This is a genomic window from Gardnerella sp. KA00243 (assembly GCF_049244105.1).
GTDB classification, from domain to species: Bacteria; Actinomycetota; Actinomycetes; order Actinomycetales; family Bifidobacteriaceae; genus Bifidobacterium; species Bifidobacterium leopoldii.
In genome coordinates this window covers 879226-905436 of the sequence record NZ_CP058375.1, presented here as the reverse complement: position 1 = coordinate 905436, position 26211 = coordinate 879226, and the positions used below count along the sequence as shown (strand labels likewise).

Annotated in this window: 16 protein-coding genes and 1 tRNA gene; 10 read left to right on the top strand and 7 right to left on the bottom strand. The window is 45.1% G+C overall.

The window, feature by feature from the left end; genetic code table 11:
• Positions 1–12 precede the first annotated feature (12 nt).
• The gene (locus HXT50_RS03450) at positions 13–993 is read right to left on the bottom strand and encodes a glycosyltransferase family 2 protein (protein WP_421777022.1); all 981 of its coding nucleotides are present in this window, start codon (positions 991–993) and stop codon (positions 13–15) included.
• A gap of 63 nt (positions 994–1056) precedes the next feature.
• Positions 1057–3372, bottom strand: a complete 2316-nt coding sequence (locus HXT50_RS03445; protein ID WP_174163623.1) for a glycosyltransferase — start codon at positions 3370–3372, stop codon at positions 1057–1059.
• Between the two features lie 104 nt (positions 3373–3476).
• On the opposite strand from HXT50_RS03445, the gene HXT50_RS03440 reads away from it, so the two are divergent.
• The gene (locus HXT50_RS03440; protein ID WP_004107518.1) at positions 3477–4313 is read left to right on the top strand and encodes an ABC transporter permease; all 837 of its coding nucleotides are present in this window, start codon (positions 3477–3479) and stop codon (positions 4311–4313) included.
• A 54-nt stretch (positions 4314–4367) separates the two neighbouring features.
• Positions 4368–5675 (top strand): ATP-binding cassette domain-containing protein, encoded by a 1308-nt coding sequence (locus HXT50_RS03435; RefSeq protein WP_174163626.1) that lies wholly within the window; start codon positions 4368–4370, stop codon positions 5673–5675.
• Positions 5676–5725: 50 nt separating this feature from the next.
• On the opposite strand, the gene HXT50_RS03430 is transcribed toward HXT50_RS03435, so the two are convergent.
• On the bottom strand, positions 5726–7870 hold the full coding sequence (locus HXT50_RS03430; RefSeq protein ID WP_174163629.1) for a glycosyltransferase: 2145 nt from the start codon (positions 7868–7870) through the stop codon (positions 5726–5728).
• Between the two features lie 115 nt (positions 7871–7985).
• Between HXT50_RS03430 and HXT50_RS03425 the strand changes: the two genes are divergently transcribed.
• Both HXT50_RS03425 and HXT50_RS03420 read left to right on the top strand, forming a co-directional pair.
• Positions 7986–9233 (top strand): UDP-galactopyranose/dTDP-fucopyranose mutase family protein, encoded by a 1248-nt coding sequence (locus HXT50_RS03425; protein WP_004107524.1) that lies wholly within the window; start codon positions 7986–7988, stop codon positions 9231–9233.
• 146 nt (positions 9234–9379) lie between these two features.
• Positions 9380–9464 (top strand) — tRNA-Ser (locus HXT50_RS03420).
• A gap of 99 nt (positions 9465–9563) precedes the next feature.
• Here HXT50_RS03420 and rfbB read toward each other — a convergent pair.
• Positions 9564–10655, bottom strand: a complete 1092-nt coding sequence (gene rfbB, locus HXT50_RS03415) for a dTDP-glucose 4,6-dehydratase (protein ID WP_004107526.1) — start codon at positions 10653–10655, stop codon at positions 9564–9566.
• Positions 10656–10859: 204 nt separating this feature from the next.
• Here rfbB and HXT50_RS03410 point away from each other — a divergent pair, with 204 nt between their 5' ends.
• From HXT50_RS03410 to HXT50_RS03395, 4 genes are all read left to right on the top strand, one after another.
• Positions 10860–11939 carry a DMT family transporter gene (locus HXT50_RS03410; protein ID WP_004107528.1) on the top strand — a complete coding sequence of 360 codons (1080 nt, stop codon included), beginning with the start codon at positions 10860–10862 and terminating at the stop codon, positions 11937–11939.
• 114 nt (positions 11940–12053) lie between these two features.
• On the top strand, positions 12054–13067 hold the full coding sequence (locus HXT50_RS03405; protein ID WP_004107531.1) for a ribose-phosphate diphosphokinase: 1014 nt from the start codon (positions 12054–12056) through the stop codon (positions 13065–13067).
• Positions 13068–13170: 103 nt separating this feature from the next.
• Positions 13171–13509: an ACT domain-containing protein gene (locus HXT50_RS03400; protein WP_004107532.1), complete on the top strand. Its 339-nt coding sequence runs from the start codon at positions 13171–13173 to the stop codon at positions 13507–13509.
• Positions 13510–13547: 38 nt separating this feature from the next.
• Positions 13548–14912, top strand: coding sequence for a PFL family protein (locus tag HXT50_RS03395; protein WP_032842559.1), 1365 nt, complete (start codon positions 13548–13550; stop codon positions 14910–14912).
• Between the two features lie 118 nt (positions 14913–15030).
• Here the strand turns inward: HXT50_RS03395 and HXT50_RS03390 are convergent, their stop codons facing one another.
• The 3 genes from HXT50_RS03390 to HXT50_RS03380 all read right to left on the bottom strand — a co-directional run bounded on the left by HXT50_RS03390 (position 15031) and on the right by HXT50_RS03380 (position 17703).
• Positions 15031–15843 (bottom strand): hypothetical protein, encoded by an 813-nt coding sequence (locus HXT50_RS03390; protein WP_064340229.1) that lies wholly within the window; start codon positions 15841–15843, stop codon positions 15031–15033.
• Between the two features lie 129 nt (positions 15844–15972).
• Positions 15973–16968: an A/G-specific adenine glycosylase gene (locus HXT50_RS03385; protein WP_174143288.1), complete on the bottom strand. Its 996-nt coding sequence runs from the start codon at positions 16966–16968 to the stop codon at positions 15973–15975.
• A 33-nt stretch (positions 16969–17001) separates the two neighbouring features.
• Positions 17002–17703 carry a tRNA (cytidine(34)-2'-O)-methyltransferase gene (locus tag HXT50_RS03380; RefSeq protein WP_004109264.1) on the bottom strand — a complete coding sequence of 234 codons (702 nt, stop codon included), beginning with the start codon at positions 17701–17703 and terminating at the stop codon, positions 17002–17004.
• Between the two features lie 311 nt (positions 17704–18014).
• Here HXT50_RS03380 and rpoB point away from each other — a divergent pair, with 311 nt between their 5' ends.
• Both rpoB and HXT50_RS03370 read left to right on the top strand, forming a co-directional pair.
• Positions 18015–21563, top strand: a complete 3549-nt coding sequence (gene rpoB, locus HXT50_RS03375; RefSeq protein WP_032835542.1) for a DNA-directed RNA polymerase subunit beta — start codon at positions 18015–18017, stop codon at positions 21561–21563.
• A gap of 69 nt (positions 21564–21632) precedes the next feature.
• The gene (locus HXT50_RS03370) at positions 21633–25652 is read left to right on the top strand and encodes a DNA-directed RNA polymerase subunit beta' (RefSeq protein ID WP_004118670.1); all 4020 of its coding nucleotides are present in this window, start codon (positions 21633–21635) and stop codon (positions 25650–25652) included.
• Positions 25653–26211 lie beyond the last annotated feature (559 nt).

The following is a 26211-nucleotide window of genomic DNA, read 5'->3' as shown; positions in this document are numbered from 1 at the left end:
CAAAGGCTGTATTTACAAAGATTTCTCAATATAGTAGCGTGGACGATGCTTAGATTCCAAATAAATTTTGCCAATATAGCTTCCCAGTATGCCCATAGAAATCATAAGGAATCCGCCAATAAACCATATTGAGCACATAAGCGATGACCAACCAACAGCAGTGTGATTGGTAAATAAAGACACAATTACGTATACGAACATTGCAAAACCAATAACAATAGAAAGCAATCCCATATACGTAACTAATTTAAGCGGCTTAACGGAGAATGAAGTAATACCCTCTAAAGCGAAAGAAATCATTTTCCGCAAAGGGTATTTTGAAACTCCAGCAGTTCTTACTCCACGCTCGTAATAAACTTTGCCAGTTTTAAATCCAAGCATTGGCACAATTCCGCGCAGGAATAAGTTGACTTCACTGTATTCGGAAAGAGCATCCAAAGCAATTGCGCTCATTAGGCGATAATCAGCATGATTTGGCACAACTTCCGCACCCATTGAAGCAAAAACCTTGTAAAAAGCCAAAGCCGTATTGCGCTTAAACCAAGTGTCTTTTTTGCGCGAAGAACGAACTCCGTAAACAACCTCGCAATGTTCTTCAACAAATTTCTTAAGCATTTCGTCTACTGCATTTACGTCATCTTGTAAATCAGAATCCATAGAAATAGCAGCGTCGCAACCTTGCTTGCGAGCGTACATAAGCCCTGCGTAGAGCGCATTCTGGTGACCGCGGTTATGCGCAAGCTTTACTCCGCCAAAAAGTGAAGGGTTTTTGCGATTAAAAGAAGCAATTAAATTCCATGTTGAATCTTTAGAACCGTCATCTACAAAAATCACCTTGCTGTAAGAGTGAATGAGTTTTTGATTCATAAGATAATTCATCTTCGTTTGGAGGACTTCGGCGGTTTTAGAAATGCCTTCTTCCTCGTTAAAACAAGGTACAACAATGTATAAAATTGGAACACTTTTACGCTCATTGTTTAACGAAGTATTCATAATCTAACGATCTCCAACAGATTTACCTACAACAAACAGTATAGTATATTACGAGAATCTAAATTATTTATTATCTCTTCTCATGAGGCGTATCTTTTTCTGCAATTTTGCAATAATAGACGGGAAGGCTATTTTCTTCGCTGTTTTTACGATTTTTTCGCCAATAACATAGCGTGCAGAAGTGCGAATATTACTAATTTCCTGCTCGCATAATTCGCTTTTGCGCTCAAAATCAAGCATGCGCTCTTTTAGCCACAAAGTGCGAGAAGTGGCGTTAAGCTGCAACTTTTGGAATTCGTTATAAGCTTTTTCGTCGTAAAAATACGTTGGTAAGTTGTGTGAATTTCTTTCGTAATTCAGAACCTCTAATACTTCTTTTAACTTATCTTGGACGATGTTTGCCAACGATTCAGCAGTTACTCGCGTATGGCAATCGTGAACGAAGCTTTCCACAAGAGCATTCGCGTATCCTTGATTGTATGTTTCAAGAAGCCCTTCGCTTTCAAGCCATTTTCCAACCTCTAACACCGAATCAACTTCAAGCGGTGCTTCGTTGAATGAGGTATGATGCTCTATTGAAAGCCAGAAGTTTTCTGGAATTGTTTTACTGTTAAGGTTTTCGAACCCTTCGTCAGCTCCAATGCTGAACCTGCCATAAGCATTTTCGTATGATTTAGCCAAATCGCAATACATAATATTTTGAGCTGCTAATGCTGCGCGAGTGCTAAAAGTCATAAGAGTTGCAGGAGTATCGTTAACTCCAGCTTCAATGTGAGCAGATTTCAGAAATTCAGTTCTCCATACTTTCTGCCAGCCATAGTTGTAGCAACTGTTTATTAGAAGCTCTGCAATATCTTTAGGAGCGTAAGATCCGTAATAAGTATCTTGCAGTGTGTCATCATTATTTACAGGTCTAATAAAGCTTTCTTCAGAAAGATCAATATTATGTTTAATATCATTTTTAATGGAACAATCAATTAGATAATCGCTATGCAAACTCTTATTGTTAAAGAACTCAAGATCAATGATCTTATTTTTATTGTTAGAGCATTTAAGCATATTATCTAAAGCGGCTCTAAGCACGTTTTCGTTGATTATATAGCTTGAAGGCATAAAAATAGTGTATTCTCCATGAGCATAATCAACCGCTTTAGAGAGCATATCTTTTACAGTATATAAATTGTCATTTTGCAGAATTGTAAAGCGCTTATCTTTATCTGTAAATCTGTTAGCAATATTAAGAGTGCTGTCCAAAGAATGAGAGTCTACGATAATAAATTCGCAAGAAATATTGCTTATAGAAGTGCAAGCTTTAAGAGAATCAACAATCCAAGAATGAGCATTATGCGTAAAAATAACAAGAGAAAGCTCAGGATTAGATTCTGCTTTGTGTGCTTTAACTTCGTACGAGGATCCTAAGAAATCCATGTAGTAATCCATAAACTCTGGCCTTAAACGTGAAGCCATAAGGAAAACTTCTTTTGAATCCATAGAACTAAAAACTTCGCGAATAAGCTTGCGTATTTCCGGATTCTTATCGTCAAAACCAAACTCAGTAATTAACGAATTAACGTAATCAAATTCGCGTGAATAAAAAGCTTGTAAAACTTCGCGTGAAATATTCTGCTTACTGAGAAACTCGCGCATATCACGCAAACGGTCAAACGGAAGATGAAAATCCTTCAATAAACTAGAAGCGCCAGGATTAGTTTGACGATAATAGTAGTACTTTCCAGGATTCCAGCAGATTTTATTTGCTAAAACCATAGTTTGCGCAAAGAAAGGATTATCAGTCCAACCTGCTCCAGGAATCGGCTTAAAACGTATGGTTTCATTATTTTTGTTATCTCCGTTAAGAAAATCTTTGCGGTAAATAGCGGACCAAATAGAAGGATGATGGTAGAAAGGCTCAGCAAATTCATTCAAGCTAAAAATAGACCTGTGTTTAGGCATAAAATAGCACAAGTTTGGCGTGTCTACTGCATCCTTATATCCATCTTTTCCATCGTAAAAAAGCCAGTATCCGCCTTTAATAATATCGATCTTTTCATTCGTAAGATCTGTATTGCTTAAAAGACGCTCATACATGTGCGGATCGATGAAATCATCCGGCTCAACAATGCTAATCCACTCGCCTTGAGCACGCTCCAAACCGCGATTGCAAGTGGCTCCATAGCCCTCGTTTTCTTTTTCAATAACAACAAAGCGACTATCTTTTTCAGCAAAAGATTTCATAATATCGATGGAACCGTCTTTGCTCCCATCTGAAAACATTAAACATTCCCAATCAGTAAAAGTTTGATTTTGGATAGACTCTAAACATTCTGGTAAAAAGGCTTCAACATTATAAATTGGAACGATAATCGATACTTTCGGCATACGTACGATGTTAGCATAAATGTCTTATGTGTAGCACTTGCGTGTATTCGTATCATATTTGATTAAGCACATTCAATTACAATATAACTGATATTATAGGGAACGTGAAAAATCTCATAACTCGTTGTCGAAACAAGTACGCTTATGCAAATATCGTACTTCGTGGTTTAGTAAAAACCGATTTTAAGCTGCGCTATCAAGGCTCCTTCTTAGGCGTAGCATGGTCGGCGTTGAAGCCGTTGATGATGTTTTGTGTGATGTATCTTATTTTTGGCAAGTTTTTGCGAATGACAGATGGCACACCGACTTATCCTGTGGTGTTATTACTGGGTATTAGTGCATGGCAGTTTGTGCAAGAATCAACTTCGATCGGTTTGCGCTCGCTTGTAGATCGTGGCGATTTGTTGCGCAAAATTCATTTTCCAAACTACATTGTGGTGGTTTCGGCAACAGTTGGTTCTTTAATAAGCTTCTTAATCAACTTAGTAGTTGTGCTTATTTTTGCAATTATTGGAGGGGTGCATTTTACTTGGAGAGTGGTTCTGTTGCCAATAAGTTTGGTGCAGATTTACGCGATTGCAATTGGTATGGCGTTAATAATGTCTACTATGTACGTGTTTTTCCGCGATATTTTGCATATTTGGGAAGTGGTTCAACAGCTACTGTTTTACGGCATGCCAATTATTTATCCGCTTAGCTATGTGATTAATAAAGGTGGTATTTTTGCGGCACTAGCAAAGCTTGAGCTGCTTAATCCTATAGCACAATGCATTCAAGATATGCGTCACAATATGTTGGCTCCAGACACGCAACCAACTGTGTGGAGTGAATTTGGATTCTCTTGGATGTCTTGTGTGCCACTTTTACTTACTGTGCTCATAGTGTGGCTGGGAGTTTATCTATTTAGAAGAAACAGTCGTCTTTTCGTAGAAGTTATGTGACGATGTTGAAAATTGCGAAAATTTTACGACAGTTATGACGGGGAAGTGGAATTTATGAATACATTACAGGAAGAAGCGGAAGTGACGGCAACGCGAGAAGCTGAAGTGGATGTAGCGCGAGAAGCGGAAGCAAGCGACGACGATATTGTTCTATCAGTCAATCATGTAGGCAAGTATTTTAAACTACCAACAGAGCAAGCAACTGGTCTAAAGCAAGCGTTTATAAATCTTACAAAAGGTATTAAAGGCTATAAAATTCAGAACGTTCTTAAAGACATAAGCTTTCAAGTGCATCGCGGTGAATTCTTCGGAATCGTCGGTCGAAACGGTGGCGGAAAATCAACGCTACTAAAAATCATTTCGCAAATCTATTACCCGAATACTGGAAGTGTAAAAGTAAAAGGCAAGCTTGTGCCGTTTATTGAGCTTGGTGTTGGATTTAATCCGGAACTTACCGGCCGCGAAAACGTGTATCTTAACGGAGCTTTACTTGGCTTCACTCGCGCAGAAATCGACGCAATGTACGACGATATTGTGGAATTTGCTGAGCTTGAAGATTTTATGGATCAAAAGTTAAAGAATTATTCTTCTGGTATGCAAGTTCGCTTGGCTTTTTCTGTGGCAATTAAAGCGCAAGGAGATATTTTAGTTCTTGATGAAGTTTTGGCTGTTGGTGACGAAGCTTTCCAGCGCAAGTGCGATTCTTTCTTTACTGAAATTCGAAAAGATCCTACTAAAACAGTTATTCTTGTTACGCATGATATGAATGCTGTTAAACGCTATTGCACACGTGCGATGATGATCAGTGATGGTGAAGTTGCTGCGATTGGCAATACTGAGTCCGTGGCAGATCAATATACTTTGGCAAATATCGAAGCTGAACGCGAAAAGCAAAATAAGCTTGGCGAAAAGCTGGGCAAGGGTCAGTATGCTCAAGGTTTGAATGCAAAGTGCCCGTTGCTTAGGACGTATGCTTTGGAAGACAAGATTTACAAAAGTAGCGATACTTTCCGTTTTGCTGTTGAGTATCAGTATGACGAGCCGGGTGACTTCTATTTGGCGATCGCTTTGCATGACGTTCGACGTGGTGGAATCACTTACGATACTGGTTCTAAAGTGCTGAAAATGCAAAAGCGTGGGCATCAAACAGTGTATTTTGAAATGCCGCTAAATTTGTTTAACAATGGCGAGTTTACGCTGTTTACTTCTTTACGCACACCTAGCCCAACTGAGGATGATTATACAGATTTGCTAGCTGTGGCTGTTGACGAGAACGCTTGCACGTTTGTGATTAGAGATAGTCGCAATCGTGATTATGCTTTACTAAGCGATCGCGCGATGACGATTAAGCAGGTTTCGTGAAACATTTGCCGGTAATTTCTCCGGCGTTTTGTAGCTGTTTCTTCCGTTACTTACTTGTTGTTGGTTGAGTTGAAAATCTTATCCCAACTTTCAACGCTCGCCATATCGTAGCTGCGGTACTCTCTAGACAGCTTCTTCCACTTACGCAACATTTTTAACGCCAAAAGTGCGTCCGCACGCAACATTCTACGGAATAACTTGCTATCTCGTTGGAAAAGATTCAGCGTAGTGCCATCTGGAGCCGTAACAATTGCGGTATTAACTCCAACAAACGAAGGCCAAGAAACGTCTTGAGCTGGGATTGCAACTTCTGGGCGAGGATTCTTTGCGTGCTTTTCGTGCGCAAACAAAGCCTTAATCGTTGCGTGCTTTTGTGTTTTACGCAAAGCCTTAGCGTCATGTGCAGTAAACGGGCTTACGTGTTCGCGCAAAACCTCACTAATGAGTGCCTTATCGTTTACCGGCTGCGTGTCGCTAAACGCTTGGCGCGCTTTACGAACCTCGCCAAGCTTTTGTGGCATTGAATCAACAATATATTGCGGTCCGCGCAAGATATCCTGTAATCCCATATGATGCAAATGCATTGCAGAATACGCAAGTTTTAAGCCGGAAGCCAAGTCGCTTCGAAGCATTTCAATCGCGAAACGTAAGCTTGGATGAGTGCAATGAAGTAATCCACAAATCCAACGATTGCGCTGGAAGAAGTACTCTTCCCAAGTGCGTGAAGGATCCTTATCGTGCCAAGCTTGATGCCAAACTGCCACTCCTGGCAGGCAAATCGTGTGGTATCCGTGCTCAAGTGCTCTAATCGAATATTCAGTATCGTCAAACTTAATAAACACAGGTAGCGAAAGACCGATTTCTTTCATAATCGCAGTTGGAATAAGGCTCATCCACCAACCGTTGTAATCAGTGTCTATTCGCTGGTGACGTTCTGGGCAATCTTGCAAAGTAATCGCTGCAAAATCATGATTGTAATCAAGATTCTGTGAAGGCTTCATCCACACATTGTTGCGCGTGAAACGCTCACCTTGAGTGTAAAGGACGGTACGATTATCCAAGTGAAGCATTCCGCCGCCAATAATGGCTGGTTTAATTGTGTAATCAGCAAACTGAAGCGCGCGAAGAATACACTCTGTTTCACTAATTGCGTCGTCGTCGAGAAGCATTGTGTAACTGCTTTTTCCTGCTTTAAGCGTTTCAAACATGCCGCGCGAGAATCCGCCGGAACCGCCTAAATTAGCCTGCTGAATATAGGTGAGCTGGTTGCCAAGATTTGCGCTTGTTTCATTAAATCCAGGCTGATTCTTAACTAAATCGGTGCCTTGATCTGTGCAATAAATTGTGTCAAGTCGCGCGCGAAGTGCTTTGTTTTCTGCTATTGCCTTCAGCTGATTGTGGCAGTATGAAGGGCGATTAAACGTAGTAATAGCAATAGAAAAAGTGCTATTTGATTGCTTAGCTGAATCTTCCTGATGCTTTGTGTTGCTAAATTGCACTTTATTTACAAAAGGAACACTCCATTCGGCATTGCTAACAGTTAGACTGCTAGAATCGCTTGCTTTAGCTTCAAACCAAAAATATCCACCGTCTGCAAGACCGGTCATAGGTATTTCGTAGCTAATAATTTGTGTATCTTGCGTAACTTGTGCTGGCTGGTTTGGTTGCTGTTTATTAGAATCAAACTCAAACTTTTGCACAGGATACGTAAGCCCGCGGCCAGTCGATCGCATAAGTTGCAAGTAGCCAGTGCCTTCAACACTGGCAGTGAACTTAACAGTTTTTACGCTCGTCCAATGCTGCCAATAGCTTGCAGGAAAAGCGTTAAAGAAAGTGCAAAGAGACACATGTTTTCCAGATGCAATGCAAAGTGAGTTGCGCGAAAGAACAGTGCAAACCCCTTGAGTTTCAACATTTGGCAAATGACTGCTAGTGTCTGCAAGAAGCTTTTTAAAATCAGTAAGATTGAGATTATTTATATCGATTGCGCGCATATTCATACGAGGATCGAGCACAGTGCGCTGCAAATACGAGCGATGCCAAGGAATTACGTAAAGTGGCATAGTAATTTCAGCGTCTTTTACAGGGTAAACAACACGATTTACAACTTCCCAACTTCTATTGTTGCTATTTGCGCTGCTAGTATTTTGCGCTTCTTGTATTTCTTGGGTTTTTGCACTCTTTGCCTTAGTCATATTAGATATTATATATACGCTTAAGCCTATTCTTAGAATGTATTGTGCATGAATGAATTGAGTTGGAGCATAGTTTGAATAATAAGCCCAACTAAAAGTACGAAAGGTAAATGATATGACGCAAGCAGCAATCTCCCAAAATGCAACTTACCCAGATTTAGTAGTTGTTGGAGCAGGATTGTTCGGCTTAACTGTAGCTCAACAAGCAGTGGAGCATACTGGCGCTCGCGTTGAAATTATTGACGTTCGTAATCATATTGGCGGCAATGCTTACTCGTATTTTGACGAGCGAACGGGAATCGAAATTCACAAGTATGGTGCGCATCTTTTCCACACAAGCAACAAACGCGTGTGGGATTATGTGAACCGTTTTACGTCGTTTACTAACTACGTGCATCGCGTGTACGCAACTCACGACGGCGAAGTTTACCCGTTGCCAATCAACTTGGGTACGATTAACCAATTCTTCCATGCGCACTACACGCCAGAAGAAGCGAAGGCTTTGATTGCAAGCCAAGCGGGGGAGTTTGCTGGCAAAGATCCGCAAAATTTGAACGATAAGGGCATTAGCTTAATTGGGCGTCCGCTTTATGAAGCGTTTATTAAAAACTACACAGCAAAGCAGTGGCAAACGGATCCTTCTGAGCTTCCTGCTGGAATTATTAAACGCTTGCCTGTGCGATTTAACTACAATAATCGTTATTTTAAAGACACTTGGGAAGGCTTGCCAACGGACGGCTACACAGCTTGGATGCAGCGCATGATTGACGATCCGCGTATTCACGTTTCGCTTGGCGTAGACTTTTTCGACGAGTCGCAGCCATTTAACAAGCGCGCGTTGGCGGAGGCTGGAGTGCCGGTTGTTTATACCGGTCCGGTTGATAGGTATTTTGACTATGCGCTCGGCGAGTTGAAGTGGCGCACTGTGGACTTTAAGGAAGTGCGTTACGAGGAGAGCGACCATTTTGGCTGCCCAGTTATGAACTATTCGGATGCTGATGTGCCATTTACGCGCGCGATTGAGTTTAAGAACTTTAATCCAGAGCGTGAAGAAGTTGGCGGAGAGGCTAGTGGCGATACTAGCGGTGAAGCTGATTTTGTGCCGGGTAAAAGTGTGAAAGCTGGGGAAACTGTAGTGTGGCAGGAGTATTCTCGCGCTGCAACTCGCGACGATGAGCCTTACTATCCTGTGAATACTGATGCAGATAAAGCATTGTATGCGCGCTATGCGGAGCTTGCTGCGGCTGAGCCTCGCACAGTTTTCGGTGGTCGCTTGGGCACTTACAGCTATTACGACATGCACAACGTAATCGACATGGCTTTGCGTGCTTATGAATCTCAAGTAGCGCCGCTGCTTAAGTAGTCTCAACTTTCGTCGCCGCAAACATTTGCCGGGGATTTAGTCGTGGTTAGTCGCCTCGGCGCGCGCGAGTTTGCAATATCTCAAATTCGTGGTATTCTATTTAAGTTGTTTGCTTATCAAGCAATTTGGTTGTTAAGTTAACATTTGGAGAATTCGCCTAGTGGTCTATGGCGCACGCTTGGAAAGCGTGTTGGTGTAACAGCCTCACGAGTTCGAATCTCGTATTCTCCGCGCCTAGGGTTTCTAGCCAATCGCTAGAAGCCCTTTTTTCATGCCGAAAACCCGATTGCCGCTTAACCCAATTTCGTCACCCAAATTCGTCACTCAAATTCAGTGCCCTAATTCAGCATAATGCTGCTCGACTTGCGCTTTAATAGGCTTCCATAAATCTGCGTGAGAGTCGTACCACGATATTGTTTCTTGCAAGCCTTGCTTCAGATTGTTGTACTTAGGCTCCCATTTTAATTGCGTTCGAATTTTCGTAGTATCTAGTGCGTAACGCCTATCCTCGCCTATTCTGGGATTTACATACGCTATATTTGTTTCCGGCACGCCCATTAACTGCATCAAAATCCGCAAAATATTTATGTTGTTAACTTCACAGTTGGCACCGATATTATATGTTTCACCGATTGTTCCACGCGTTAGAACATGCCATATTGCGTCGCAATTATCTTCAACGTGGATCCAATCGCGTATCGAATCTCCTACGCCGTACAATTTTGCTGGCATATTGCACATAATATTTGTAATTTGGCGAGGAATAAACTTTTCAATATGCTGTCGTGGCCCGTAATTATTGCTGCTATTCGAAATAGTTGCGCGCAAACCGTAAGTCCTACACCATGCTTTTACCAACAGATCGCCTGCAGCTTTGCTTGCAGAATATGGACTAGACGGACAATATGGACTTGACTCGTCAAATTTAAGCACGCTGTCAATAGGAAAATCCCCGTAAACTTCATCGGTACTTACTTGATGGAAACGAATATTATATTTGTGTGCAAATTTAATGAGCGTATGCGTTCCTAAAATATTTGTGCTTATAAATGGGTCAGAAAACTCGATTGCATTATCGTTGTGTGATTCTGCAGCAAAATTTACAATTGCGTCGATAGCAGGAAGTGTTGTTCCTTCTGCCGTTTTAATTGGATTATGCGGATCTAATAGCTGATCAACTATATTTTCGTCTCGAATATCTCCGCGAATAAAAGCGTATCGGTTGTTTGCAAAATCTTGAGGTAAGTCGTAAAGATTTGCCATATTCCCAGCGTAGGTAAGCAAATCAAGTACCGTAACAGCAACCGTTGTATGATGTTTAGCTATGTAATGCACAAAATTAGATCCAATAAAGCCTGCGCCGCCAGTAACTAAGATGTGGTGTGGTTGAAAAGTATTACTGCTTGATGCGTAGTTGTGCATGTTACCGCCTTCATATGGCTAGTGCGTTGATTTTATTGTTTAATATGCGCATTTTGAATTGTAATTTTTTAATACTATACATTTCTTTCGTGTGTGCAAATAGAGTATGTTTCTCTAAAGTGTTGTTTACCAGCAAATTAGTTGAGTAGATGTGCAATAATTACTGCATGTTTGCTTGTTTGGGGATGCGAGGTGAATCTAATAATGGTTAAGTTTTCTTGGCGTAGCAGTGCGCATGATTTGGATTCATCAAATATTGATTCCTCTTCAACAAAAAAGCAACAATCTTCGAAATTGCAATCAACAGGTTCAAAGACTTTTGACACATCAAAAGCTGCAGTAAAAGCAATCGAAGGTACTCCAAATAAACCTAATCCAGCGTTAAATCATTCTACAAACGCTATTCTTGTAGGAATATTTTTAACTCTTTTGGGTGGCGCATTTTGGGGTGCAAACGCAACAGTTTCGAAAATCCTTATGTCGACGTATCACGTATCTCCTTTGCAAATCGCTTGCGTTCGTCAAATTGCTGCTGGCATGTTATTTGTCATTACTGCTGCAGTGTGCACTCCTAAGCAGTTAAGTGGTGCTGTGAAAACTGGTCGCACATGGATTTCGATGGCGTTTACTGGCGTAGTTTGCGTGCTTCTTACGCAAGTTTCGTATTTATGGACTATTGATTGGACTAATTCTGGCACTGCTACTGTGCTTCAAAGCCTTAACTTACTGTTTGTTTTGGTTTATGTGTGTTTTCGCTCTCGCCGCGTGCCAACTATGCGCGAAACTATTGGAGTTGTGCTAGCTTTTGCAGGAACCGCTTTAATGGCTACAGGCGGTAATCTTTCTTCACTATCTTTGCCTGTTATGGGTTTGCTTTGGGGTCTTGCAGATGCTGCGTCTACAGCGGCGCTTGCTATTATGCCTGTGAAATTGATTGCAAAATGGGGAAATCTGACTGTTAATGGCATTACGTTTATTATTGCTGGTTTTATTATGCTCCCGTTTGTGCGACCGTGGGAAACGATGCCTGCATTAGATTTGCGCGCTATGCTGCTTTTTACTTTTACTGTTATTGCTGGAACTTTTGGAGCATATTGGCTGTTCTTAGAGGGCATTATGCGAGTAGGTTCTGTTCGTGGTACTTTGCTTGGAGCTAGCGAGCCTGTTACTGCTGCAATTACTGCTGTTATGTTTACTGGAGCCGTTTTTTCATGGGCAGATTTTGTGGGATTCGGGCTTATTTTCGTAATGATGATTTTGCTTTGCAAACGTAGCGCTCAGTAATTTTTAAAGTAACGCATTAAAATAAAACGCTTGTTGTGTCGTACGAGGCGTACAGGCTGCTAAAATGGGAGGTGACTATGTCGCGTACACCAGTTTGCAAACGGGAAGGCAATTATGTCAATAATTCTTGAAGGCAATCCAAAAAAGCAGATGATGTTAGTTACGGGTCGTGCATACCCAGAGCTTGCTAATGAGACTGCACAGTATCTTGGTATTGATGTGCTTGAGACTACTGCCTACGATTTTGCGAATGGCGAAATGTATGTGCGCTTTACTCAGCCTGTTCGTGGCTCAGATGTGTTTGTGCTTCAGGCACATACGAATCCTATTAACAATTGGATTATGGAACAGCTGCTTATGGTCGATTCTTTGCGACGCGCATCTGCTCGCAGTATTAACGTGGTTGCACCGTTCTTTGGATATTCGCGTCAGGATAAAAAGCATCAGGGACGTGAGCCTATTACTGCTCGCCTCATGTTTGACTTATTCCGCGCTGCTGGCGCCACGCGCATTTTGACTGTCGACATGCACGCAACTCAGGAGCAAGGTTTCTTTGATGGTCCTGTTGACCATTTGACTGCGATGCCTGTGCTTATTGATTATGTGCGTAATTCTATGAAGCTCGACAACGCAACTATTGTTTCTCCTGATGCGGGGCGAATTAAAGTCTCTGAGCAATGGGCTGCAAAACTCGGAGATTTACCTCTTGCTTTTATTCATAAAACGCGCGATATTACTCGTCCAAATCATGCTGAAGCTCATGGCATTATCGGTGAGATTAAAGGACGCGATTGCATTGTTGTTGACGACATGATTGATACTGCTGGCACTATTTGCGAAGCTGTACGCACTTTGCGTGAGGCTGGAGCAAAATCTGTTACTTTGGTTGCAACGCATGCTTTGCTTTCTGGACCTGCTGTTGAGCGTTTGAAAGCTGCTGGAGTTCGCGAGATCATTGTGACGGATACAGTTCCTGTGCCTGAAGAGAAGCGTCTTGATAATATGACGGTTCTTTCGATTGCGCCGCTTCTTGCTGCTGGTATTCGTTCCGTGTTCCGCTCTGGATCGCTTGTGTCGCTTCGCAACGCACTTCCGGAAGATATGAAACAGCATAATATTTACGCATAAAGCGCATAAAACGTACAATATATAAAACAAATAACCGCATAATTCGTGTAACTGCATAAGCTTTATGCATTAACGTACGGGTTCAAAACGGCAGGAGGCAAATATGGTCGCCAATAACACAACAGCAGTTGCAGAAAATAATGAATCGCAAGAAGCGTTGCAATCTGATGCTTCCAGAGCGATTATTACCGTTGTCGGCTGCGATACCGTTGGTATTATTGCAAAAGTTACTTCGCATGCTGCCGAGCATAATGTAAATATTTTGAATATTTCTCAAACAATTGTCGACGGATTCTTCAACATGATGATGATTGTTGACGTGTCTACTGTTGATTGCGAATTTGGCGACTTTGCTGCAGGATTAGAAACGCTAGGAGACGAAATTGGCGTGCGTATTCGCTGCCAGCGTAGCAATATTTTCACTGCAATGCACAGAATCTAAAATCCGCAGCAATCTAAGTAAATGTAAGGAAGTACACAATGCTCAACCTGATGGAAGTAAGCGAAACTAATTCGATGATTGAGCAAGAACAGCTCGACGTTCGCACAATCACCATGGGAATCAACCTGCTAGATTGCGCTTGCGAAAACTTGCAGGACGTTTGTTGTAAAGTTGAAGCAAAAATCACACGTCTTGCGAAAGATTTAGTAAAAACCGGCAACGATATTTCGCGCGACTACGGAATTCCAATTGTAAACAAGCGAATTACCGTAACTCCAATTTCGCTTGTTGGAGCGTCATCTTGTAAAAAGCCTGAAGATTTTGTGCAAATTGCGCACGCATTAGACAGAGCAGCACACACTGTTGGAGTTGATTTAATTGGTGGGTATTCGGCGCTTCCTGCAAAGTCGATGACTGCAGCAGACCGCATGCTTATTGAGTCGCTTCCACAAGCCTTAAGTGAGACGGAAATTGTGTGCTCGTCTGTGAACGTCGGCTCGACGCGAACTGGTATAGACATGGATTGCGTAGAGCTGCTCGGACGCACGATTAAAAAGATCGCTGAAGCTACAGCTGGAAACGATTCTTACGGTTGTGTTAAATTCGTGGCTTTTTGCAATGCTCCGGACGACAATCCGTTCATGGCAGGCGGCTTCCATGGTGTAACTGAAGGCGATGCTGTGATCAATGTTGGCGTGTCTGGTCCTGGCGTTGTTTCGAGTGCACTCGATGCTGCTAGAGGAAAAGACTTTGCTTTTCTATGCGAAACTATTAAGCGCACTGCGTTTAAGATTACTCGTGTAGGTCAGTTGGTTGCGCAAGAGGCTTCTCGTAGGCTTGGTGTGCCGTTTGGAATTATAGACTTGTCGCTTGCTCCAACTCCTGCAGTTGGCGATTCTGTTGGCGAAGTGCTTGAGAAAATCGGTTTGGACCAGGTTGGTGCTCCTGGCACAACTGCTGCGCTCGCTATGCTGAACGATCAAGTTAAGAAGGGCGGCATTATGGCAAGTAGCTATGTTGGCGGTCTTTCTGGAGCGTTTATACCCGTTTCGGAAGATGCAAATATGATTGCTGCTGCGAAGTCTGGCTGCTTGACTATTGAAAAGCTTGAAGCAATGACATGCGTTTGCTCAGTCGGTCTTGACATGATTGCGATTCCTGGAAATACTTCCGCTGCAACGATTTCTGGCATGATTGCGGATGAATCTGCAATCGGCATGATTAATCAAAAAACTACCGCTGTGCGAATTATTCCAGTAATTGGAAAAGGTGTAGGCGAAATGGCGAACTTCGGCGGATTAATGGGATATGCGCCGATTATGCCAGTAAACCAAACAAGCTGCGAAGCTTTCGTAACTCGCGGCGGACGTATTCCTGCTCCAGTACACAGCTTCAAGAATTAGCTACGTTTCGACTTGCTTTCGTGCTTTGCGGGCACAAGCGTCGCGTCTGGCTTTAATTTTGATGCGCAAGTTGTTACTAGCTTTTAGTACGAGCGCATTTTGTACGGTATGCTAGCGATTATTGCACGTTAATTAGCACAGGTTCGCTATGCAAACCTTGTACTCGTTTGTGCTCAATGCGTAAAACGTAAGTTCCGCGATTCACTTTTGGCAAATCCTCATCAGCGGTGCAGCCTTTGCCGGAAGTGGAATTAGTGTTCCAAGTAATTTTCTTCTCAAAATGGTCGCCTTTTGCCATAAGAAGAGGTTTCAAAGGCATATCGCATACGTCTGAACGCCATACTGCATGGGATAAGTAGTCAACGCTCTTACTGGAGTCTTTAAAGTCTTTGCTGTCTTTGCTATTTTTGCTGTCTTGATTATTTTTCTTTTTATTATCTTTAGTTGTTTGCTTACCTTGCGTAACTTCTTCACTACTATTAATCGTTAAAACAGCATTCATATCCGATGCGTCAATAAGGCAAGAAGAGTTTCCTTCGTACACAAATCGTTCTGTCAATTCAACGCTACCGCCCATGGGAACAGTTTGTGACTTAGTAGAAAGCTCAAGACGAATATCTTTAGCAGTGCAATGAGGTGTTAAGCCAACAGGACGAGGGTCTGGCACTGGTTGACGAACAATAGTAACTTCATGGCCAGCAATCGCTTTACCAATAGCAGCAATACCCTTACTCAAGCTAATAACGCAAAATATGACCAGCATAATCAAAAGCAACAAAGCAATACCAACAACAATTCTGCGGCGACGATACATTTTTCGTTTTGCTGCACTCATGTTGCGTACGGGCTTACGCACGGGTTTGCGCATCGGGTTGCGAAATGATGTTGCACTCGCATTGCGATGCGGTTTACGTGGTGACGTAGTTGGCATTGACATATTTACCATTGTAATACATAAGTCGATGAGATGAACTGTACTCACTACACAAGGTAGACTAACATACAAAGTAATTAAGTTGTTAATTAAAGAGTTACAAAAGCAGCGTAATTAGTTAGTTACTTAAGGTAGTGCTAAAGTGCCATCCGGCAATATAGTGATAAGACTGTCATGATCGAGCGAAGCAATGCATTTGTCAAGTTGCGTTTGATTCGACCATAAATTGTTGATCTCGCAACGTTGCAATACCTGCTGTTTTTTATGTGCTTCACGCAATGCCTGCAAAATAATGCCGCGCACTTGCCGATTAGTGCCGGCAAAATGTTGCTGTGGGCGGGTATGGTGGCCAAGACCTGGAAATCCAGCAGCTTTGAAACGGCACCATGTTTGCAAAGGGCATGTAGTGCATTGCGGAGATCGTGCTGTGCAAATGGTAGCACCAATTTCCATAATTGCCTGATTCCAAATGGATGAAGTGCAAGTAGTGTTGGTGGTGTTAGTAGCGTTAGCAGTGGCAGTAGTAACATGATTATCTTCCGGCAATACTGCTGCAGCAAGCTCGCGGTCAGATTGCGTTGTGCTGCCACCATGCGATTCAGTTCCAGTAAAAGCGCGCATAAGTACGCGGCGAATATTTGTATCAATCACCGCAATGTGCTTGCCATAAGCAAAGCTGAGTATTGCACTTGCTGTGTAATCGCCTACACCTGGCAAGGCAATAAGTTCTTCATAGGTGCATGGCAGCTTATTGCGATATGTTGTTGCTACAACTTGAGCACAAGATTGTAAACGTAACGCGCGTCGAGGGTAGCCGAGGCGACCCCAAGCTGTAATAATTTCAGCACTCGTAGCGTGAGCTAGTGATTGTGCATCTGGCCAAGTTTGCATCCAAGTGAGCCAATAGGGTACAACGCGGCTCATTTGCGTTTGCTGGCTCATTACTTCACACACAAGCACACCCCAAGGGGTAGTGTGCCCAAACCTCCAAGGCAAATCGCGTGCACAACTATGCCAAAAAAATGCAACATTATCGCGCGTAAGTGTTGCCAATTCGCGCAATGGCTGAGAAGTTTCTTCGGTGAGATGTTCTTCGGGAAGAGATTGTGAATCTTGCTGCATGCTTAATTATGTAAACGTCGTATGCTTTTGTGATTACTTTCCGCCTGTAAAACCGAGTTGCCTCCACGCTTCATACACTGCAATAGAAGCGCAATTTGTAAGATTCAAACTACGAAGTGACGGGCGCATAGGAAGACGCACCTGCTCTGCAACGTGTGGACCAGCCATAACATCCATTGGATCAGGAATATCTCCTGGTTCTGGTCCAAAAAGCAGAATATCGTTCGGCTTATATTCAATTTCAGTGTAAAGTTTCGTAGCATTCGCAGTAAACGCAATAATTCGCGAATTTGGCATTGACTCAACTAAATTCTCAAAATTTGGGTGCAAAACAACGTGAGCCATATCGTGATAATCCAAGCCTGCGCGACGTAATTTAGTATCGTGCAAATTAAAACCAAGCGGCTCAACCAAATGCAAAATAGTGCCAGTTACAGCGCAAAGTCGAATTGCGGAACCTGTATTTCCTGGAATACGAGGGGAGTAGAAGCAGAGGTGAGGAGTGTGCGTTTCTGCGCGCGCGGCATCGTCGGCGCTGAGCATTGCGTCCATAACGCTAATCGGATTTCCGTGAGCGTCGGTTACAAGCTCGTCTGGGCCATAGTTTGACTTGCGGTAGCCGTACTCGTACATTTGCTCTACGCGGCTTGCTGCTGCTTTGTGTGCTTCGGTTTGTGCTTCGGTTTGCTTTTTGGTTTTGGCTGCTGCTTCTTGCGTATTCTCGCTGTTATTCATGCTATTCCTTAGCTTTTTAAGTATCTTTACGTAACTTCGTAATCGTAACGTATTTAGTTTACTCGCAACTTGCACATTACTATTGCGAGCGTTCGTTATTAGTGGGGAAAAGTCCGGAGTTTTTGGTAGAGTAGACAGACTGTGTAAGGTGTGTCATATAGCGGGCATGCTCATGGAACCGAAGAAGGCGCCCGCGCATCGCAACTTGCTTATTTGGCAGTTTCGTTTGCCGCGATTTTCTTTAGTTTTTCAAAGATTAAATAGTTAACTAGCGAGTGATAAAGGAACGTCCATTGGCTGCTGAACAAGCTATGACGAGCACCACGAAAGTCATCGCACGTGCTGACGAACATGATATTAAGTTGCATAAAGCGTCAGATCGTGTGAATTTTGGCTCCATTTGTGAGCCTATTGATGTGCCATACCTCCTCGGCGTGCAAACCGACAGCTTTGATTGGTTGATCGGCTCTGAACGCTGGAAGAAGCGCGTTGCAGAAGATGAAGCAAACGGAACTCACACCGTGCCTCATGTCTCTGGTCTCGACGAAGTCTTCCAGGAGATTTCCCCAATTGAGAACTTTGCTGAGACGATGAGCCTCACATTCTCTGATCCATACTTTGAAGAGCCACGTCACACTGTGCTCGAGTGCAAGGAAAAGGATTACACCTATTCTGCTCCACTTTATGTGAATGCTGAGTTTGAAAACGGCGAAACTGGCGAAATTAAGAGCCAGACTGTTTTCATGGGTGATTTCCCATTGCAAACTCCTCACGGCACATTCATTATTGGTGGCACCGAGCGAGTAATCGTTTCGCAGCTTGTGCGCTCCCCAGGCGTGTACTTCGATCGTACACAAGATCGCACTTCCGACAAGGATGTTTTCGGTGCGAAGATTATCCCAAGCCGTGGTGCATGGTTGGAGTTTGAGATCGACAAGCGTGACGTTTTAGGCGTTCGCGTTGACCGCAAGCGTAAGCAGTCTGCAATCGTATTCCTTATGGCTATTGGCATGACGAAAGACGAAATTGCAGATGCTTTCCAAGGCTATCCACTTGTTTTGGATGCGCTCGCAAAAGAGCCTATCGAAACGCAAGACGATGCACTTACCGATTTGTATCGTAAGATTCGCCCTGCAGATACTGCAACTCCAGAAGCTGGTCGCAATCTTCTCGATTCCTTCTACTTCAACACAAAGCGTTACGATTTGGCTCGCGTTGGTCGCTATAAGATCAACCGCAAGCTCGGTATTGAAGCAGATTACAGCGATCGCAGCTTGAATCGCGAAGATATTATCGCAACTATTAAGTACTTGGTAACGTTGCATTCTGGCGAAAAAACCTTCCCAGGTAAGCGCGACGGTCAAGACGTACAGTTGCGCGTTGACGTTGACGATATCGATCATTTCGGCAACCGTCGTATTCGTCAGGTTGGCGAGCTTGTGCAGAATCAGCTTCGTACCGGCTTAAGCCGCATGGAGCGTGTTGTGCGCGAACGTATGACAACTCAGGATGCAGAGGCAATTACTCCTCAGTCCTTGATTAACATTCGTCCAGTAAACGCAACTATTAAGGAATTCTTCGGAACTTCCCAGCTCAGCCAGTTTATGGATCAAAACAATCCTTTGGCAGGCGTTACGAACAAGCGTCGTCTTTCCGCACTTGGTCCTGGTGGTCTTTCTCGCGATCGCGCTTCTATGGAAGTTCGAGACGTGCACCCATCCCACTTCGGACGTATGTGCCCAATCGAATCCCCAGAAGGTCCAAACATCGGTCTTATCGGTTCTTTGGCAACCTTCGGACGCATCAATCCATTCGGCTTCATCGAAACCCCATACCGCAAGGTTGTGAATGGTCACGTAACTAATGAAGTCGAATACATGACTGCAGACCGCGAAGCCGAGCACGTTATTGCTCAAGCAAACCAGGAACTCGACGAAAACGGCAACTTCGTTGGCACTCAAGCACTTGCTCGCGTGGACGAAGAAGAAGCAGTCGATGTGCCTGTAAGCACTGTAGATTACATGGACGTTTCCCCACGTCAGATGGTTTCTCTCGGCGCTTCCTTGATTCCATTCTTGGAGCACGATGAAGGCCACCGCGCATTGATGGGTACGAACATGCAGCGTCAGGCTGTGCCGCTTATTAAGTCGGAGCGACCACTTGTTGGTACCGGTTCTGAATGGCGTGCAGCAGTTGATTCTGGCGACGTAATCTTGGCTGAAAAGCCGGGCGTAGTAACTTACGTTTCTGCAGATATTATTCGCGTTATGAACGACGATGGAACTCAGTCCAGCTACAAGCTTTCAAAGTTCCAGCGTTCTAACCAGACTACTTGCTACAACCAAGTGCCGCTTATTAAAGACGGCGAGCGCGTTGAAACTGGTACAGTTTTGGCAGACGGTCCTGCAACCGAAAAGGGCGAACTTGCATTGGGTAAGAATTTGCTCGTTGCGTTCATGCCTTGGAACGGTTACAACTACGAGGATGCTGTGATTATTTCCCAGCGTCTTGTGCAAGACGATACGCTTTCTTCTATTCACATTGAAGAATACGAAATCGACGCTCGCGAAACCAAGCTTGGTTCCGAAGAGATTACTCGTGACTTGCCAAACGTTGGCGAAGATGCGATTGCAAATCTCGACGAGCGCGGCATTATTCGTATTGGCGCTGAAGTCGAAGCTGGCGATATTTTGGTTGGTAAGGTAACTCCTAAGGGCGAAACCGAGCTTACTCCAGAAGAGCGTTTGCTCCGCGCAATCTTCGGCGAAAAGAGCCGCGAAGTGCGCGATACTTCTTTGCGCGTGCCACACGGCGAGACTGGTACTGTGATTGCAGTTAAGGAAATCACTCGTGAAGACGCTGAAGACGACGGTGACGAGCTTCCAAACGGCGTGAACCAAATGATTCGCGTTTACATTGCTCAGCATCGTAAGATTACGCAAGGCGATAAGCTTTCCGGTCGTCACGGCAACAAGGGTGTTATTTCCCGCATTTTGCCAGAAGAAGATATGCCATTCTTGGCTGATGGTACTCCAGTTGACATCATGCTTAACCCGTTGGGTGTGCCTTCTCGAATGAACTTGGGTCAGGTGCTCGAGCTTCACTTGGGTTGGATTGCTCACGCTGGCTGGGATATTAACTTGGATCCAGACTTGGAAGCAGCTTGGAAGAAGTACGTGCCGCAAGGTGCTGAGCATGGCGATCCATGCACTCCAGTTGCAACGCCAGTATTCGACGGCGTGCGACCAGAAACTTTGAAGGGCTTGCTTTCTACAACACTCGCAAATCGCGATGGTGACAAGCTTGTTGGCTCTGACGGTAAGGCAACCTTATTCGACGGTCGTACTGGTGAGCCATTCCCGAAGCCAATTTCTGTGGGCTACATGTACATTTTGAAGCTGCATCACTTGGTTGATGATAAGATTCACGCACGTTCCACTGGTCCTTACTCCATGATTACCCAGCAGCCGTTGGGTGGTAAGGCTCAGTTCGGCGGTCAGCGCTTCGGCGAAATGGAAGTGTGGGCGCTCGAGGCTTACGGTGCTGCTTACACATTGCACGAAATGATGACTACGAAGTCTGATGACGTCGACGGTCGTGTGCGCGTGTACGGTGCTATCGTCAAGGGCGATAACCTGCCACCAGCTGGCATTCCTGAATCATTCAAGGTGTTGCTTAAGGAAATGCAGTCGCTTTCGCTTAATGTTGAGGTGTTGAACGCTGAAGGCGTCGCAATCGACATGAAGGATGAAGAGGACGACCCAGTTTCATCTTCCGACGATCTTGGCTTCAATATTGGCGCTCGACCAGATTCGTCCGCCAAGGAAGATCAGATTGCTGTTGAACCTGAATACCAGTGATTCGGTAACGAACACACTTTAAGAAATTAAGAAACGTTAAAAACAATTTCATGAGACAGGACGATAAGAGTGCTGGACGTCAACGCATTTGACAAACTGAGGATTGGACTGGCAACCGCCGAAGATATCCGTAGCTGGAGCCACGGCGAAGTAAAGAAGCCAGAAACCATTAATTACCGTACCCTAAAGCCAGAGAAGGATGGTCTGTTCGGTGAGCAGATCTTCGGTCCAACTCGCGATTGGGAGTGCGCATGCGGCAAGTATAAGCGCGTGCGCTTTAAGGGAATCGTGTGCGAACGATGCGGCGTAGAAGTTACCCGCAGTCGCGTTCGCCGCGAACGCATGGGTCATATTGAGCTTGCAGCTCCGGTAACGCACATTTGGTTCTTCAAGGGTGTGCCAAGCCGTTTGGGCTACTTGCTCGACATTGCACCTAAGGATCTTGAAAAAGTAATCTACTTCGCAGCCTACATGGTTACGAAAGTCGACGAAGAGCAGCGTCACCAAGATCTTCCAGATTTGCAAGACGAATTCGATACAGAAATCGGCAACCTTCGCAAGCGTCGTGATAACGAAATTGAAGCGCGCGCTAAGAAAGTTGAAGAAGACTTGCATGAGCTGGAAGAATCTGGCGAAGGCAAAGGTGCTGCAAGATCTAAGTTGCGCGCTAGTGCAGAACGCGAAATGTCTGCTATTCGTACTCGCTATGACGAGCAAATTCAGCGTTTGAACGCCGTATTCGATCGTTTCAAGGGCTTGCGTGCCGGCGATATGGAAGGCGACGTTGACTTGTGGCGCGAGATGGAAGATCGCTATGGCGATTACTTCGAAGGCTGCATGGGTGCTGAAGCTATTAAGAAGCGTTTGCAAGATTTCGATTTGAAGTCTGCTGCCGAAGAGCTTCGCGCAGAAATTGACAACGGAACCGGTCAGCGCAAGGCTCGCGCTTTGAAGCGACTGAAGGTTGTAAACGCGTTCTTGACTACTGGAAACAAGCCAGAAGCTATGGTTTTGGACGTAATTCCAGTAATCCCACCAGACTTGCGACCAATGGTTCAGCTCGATGGTGGTCGTTTTGCAACTTCCGATTTGAACGATTTGTACCGTCGTGTAATCAACCGTAACAACCGTTTGAAGCGACTTATTGAGCTTGGTGCTCCTGAGATTATGCTTAATAACGAAAAGCGCATGCTTCAGGAAGCAGTCGACTCACTCTTCGACAACGGTCGCCGCGGACGCCCAGTAACCGGCGCATCCAACCGACCATTAAAGTCGCTTTCCGACATGCTTAAAGGTAAGCAAGGCCGATTCCGCCAGAACTTGCTTGGTAAGCGTGTTGATTACTCTGGTCGTTCCGTAATCGTCGTTGGTCCAAGCCTTCGCATGCATCAGTGCGGTTTGCCAAAGCCAATGGCATTGGAGCTTTTTAAGCCGTTCGTTATTAAGCGTTTGGTGGATCAGGGCTTCGCTCAGAATATGAAGAGCGCAAAGCGTTTGGTTGACCGTGGCGACTCCGAAGTTTGGGGCGTTTTGGAAGAAGTTATTTCCGAACATCCTGTGCTTCTTAACCGCGCACCTACACTTCACCGCTTGGGTATTCAAGCATTCGAGCCGATTTTGGTTGAAGGTAAAGCAATCCACCTGCCGCCACTTGCCTGTGCAGCATTCAACGCAGACTTCGATGGTGACCAGATGGCAGTGCATCTTCCGCTTTCTGCAGAAGCTCAAGCGGAAGCGCGCACTTTGATGATGGCTTCCGACAATATCTTGAAGCCAGCAGACGGTCACACCGTGACTATGCCTTCTCAGGATATGATTCTGGGTCTTTACTACTTGTCTACCGTAATTGACGGAGCAAAAGGTCAGGGCCGAATCTTCTCCTCGCTTGCTGAAGCTGAAATGGCTCTCGACAAGCATGAGATTGATATGCAAGCTAAGGTGCTGATTCGAGTTCCTGCAGACTTCGTATTGCCAAAGAATTGGGAGCCTGCTGAGCTTAAGGTTGTTGACCCTGAGCCAGGCAGCCCAGACGTTGTGCGCGAAGAGCGTTTTAAGGACGGGACTGTACTGTTTGCAACTTCTTGCGGACGCATTTTGTTCAACGGAACTTTGCCAGTCGACTATCCGTTCGTAAACGAGCAGGTGCCAAAGGGCGTACTTTCTAAGATCGTCGACGATATTGCAACCCGCTATTCTACAGCTCAAGTTGCAGCAACACTCGACGCTTTGAAGGATCTCGGCTTTACTCGCGCTCCTTGGTCTGGCGTAACGATGGCATTCTCTGACATTGTGCTTCCTCCAAATCGCGAGCAAATTGCGCAAGATTACGAGGATCAGGCTGCAAAAATCAACTCTCAATACGATATGGGTCTTCTTACAGACGAAGAGCGTCGTCAAGAGTTGATCAACTTGTGGACTGAATGCACCGACAAGGTTGCAGACGCAATGCGCGAAAACTTCCACGATGACAACAACGTGAACATCATGGTTCAGTCAGGCGCACGTGGTAACTGGATGCAGATTCGTCAGATTGCTGGTATGCGAGGTCTCGTGGCAAACCCTAAGGGCGAGATTATTCCTCGACCTGTTAAGTCAAACTACCGCGATGGTCTTTCCGTGTTGGAGTACTTCATCTCGCAGCACGGCGCTCGTAAGGGCTTGGCAGATACCGCACTTCGTACGGCAGAATCTGGCTACTTGACTCGTCGTCTTGTGGATGTTTCGCAGGAAGTAATCGTGCGTGAAGAAGATTGCGGCACTAAGCGCGGTCTTATGATGAAGATTGCTGATCGCGACGAAAACGGCAATTTGACGCTTGTTAAGGCTGCTGACGGTGGTCCATACTCGCGCTTGCTTGCTGCAGACGTAATTGATCCTGCTGACGGTACGACAGTTTTGGCAAAGTGTGGCGACGCACTTTCTATGGACGTTTTGCGTGATTTGGTTGCTCACGGCGTTGAGGAAGTTAAGGCGCGTTCTGTGCTTACTTGCGAATCCAAGCGCGGCGTTTGCGCAAAGTGCTACGGCTGGTCCTTGGCTACAAGCCGACTCGTGGATGTTGGTGAGGCTGTTGGTATTGTTGCAGCACAGTCCATTGGTGAACCTGGTACGCAGCTTACGCTTCGTTCCTTCCACTCCGGTGGCGTCGCTTCGGCTTCTGATATTACTCAGGGTCTTCCTCGTGTTACGGAGCTTTTCGAGGCTCGTACTCCTAAGGGTGAGGCTCCAATCGCTGAGTTCCCAGGCGTTGTGAAGGTCGAGGATACTGATCACGGCCGTCAGGTGACTTTGACTCCAGACGACACTACGATTGATCCAATCGTTTACCCAGTGACTCGTCGTGCGCCAATGCTTGTAAAAGATGGCGACCATGTTGAGGTTGGTACGCAGCTGATTGAAGGTTCTGTGGATCCTAAGAAGATTCTGCGTATTCTTGGTCCGCGTGCGGCTCAGGTGAACATCGTGGAAGAAGTGCACAACGTGTACCGTTCTCAGGGTGTTGATATTCACGATAAGCACATTGAAGTTATTGTGCACCAGATGCTTCGCCGTATTACGGTGATTGATTCTGGCGATACGGATCTTCTTCCAGGTGAGCTTGTGGATCAAGCAAAGTTCCGCGAGGCAAACTTGGCTGCTGTAAAGAACGGCGGAAAGCCTGCTGCTGGTCGACCAGAGCTTATGGGTATTACCAAGGCTTCTTTGGCTACGGATTCTTGGCTTTCTGCAGCATCGTTCCAGGAGACTACGCGTGTGCTTACTGAGGCCGCCTTGAGCCAGAAGGAAGATGACCTTAAGGGCTTGAAGGAGAATGTGATTATCGGTAAGCTCATCCCAGCTGGTACCGGTTTGGCACGTTACCGCAATGCTAGTGTGGAGCCGGATCCTCAGGTTCGCGACTCTATTTATCCGAACTTTGGTTTGGGCGGTGCAGATAGCACGCCTTCGAACTTCGGTGAGAGCGATATGGGCGATGTTGACTTCTCCAACATTGATTTTGGTGATATGAAGCTCGGCGACGACTTTAATCCAGATGACTTCCTTGACGATCAGGGTGGTCAGAGCGATTATGGCGACGAAGCTGAGTGATTGCGCTAATCTAATATAAAAATGGGGCTTCAAGCTTTCGGGCTTGAAGCTCTTTTTTGTTGCTGGCACAGTTGGCGCTCGCGTGGATTACGCGCTCGCTTACGAAACTCGCGTTGGAAGCCCACTGGACTTCCAACTTAAGCGAGTTTCCGCTCCGAGTTGCCTTCGCGCTAAATGGCAGCGCTCAGGCAGATCGTCAGCGCACGCCAGTCACAACTTAGTTTCTAAAGCGCAACCACGCAACTCTGCCCTGCCTTCGTCAATCGAGACGAAGGTAGACCTCGCTTGCGTTGAAAGCACACTGTGCTTTCAACTCTGAGCAAGCTCGGCGCTCCGAGTTGCTTTCGCGCGCTAAATTGCAGCGCTCAAGCAGGTCGTCAGCGCACGCTAGTCACAACTTAGTTTCTAAAGCGCAACCACGCAACTCTGCCCTGCCTTCGTCAATCGAGACGAAGGCAGACCTCGCTTGCGTTGAAAGCACACTGTGCTTTCAACTCTGAGCAAGCTCGGCGCTCCGAGTTGCTTTCGCGCGCTAAATCGCAGCGCTCAGGCAGGTCGT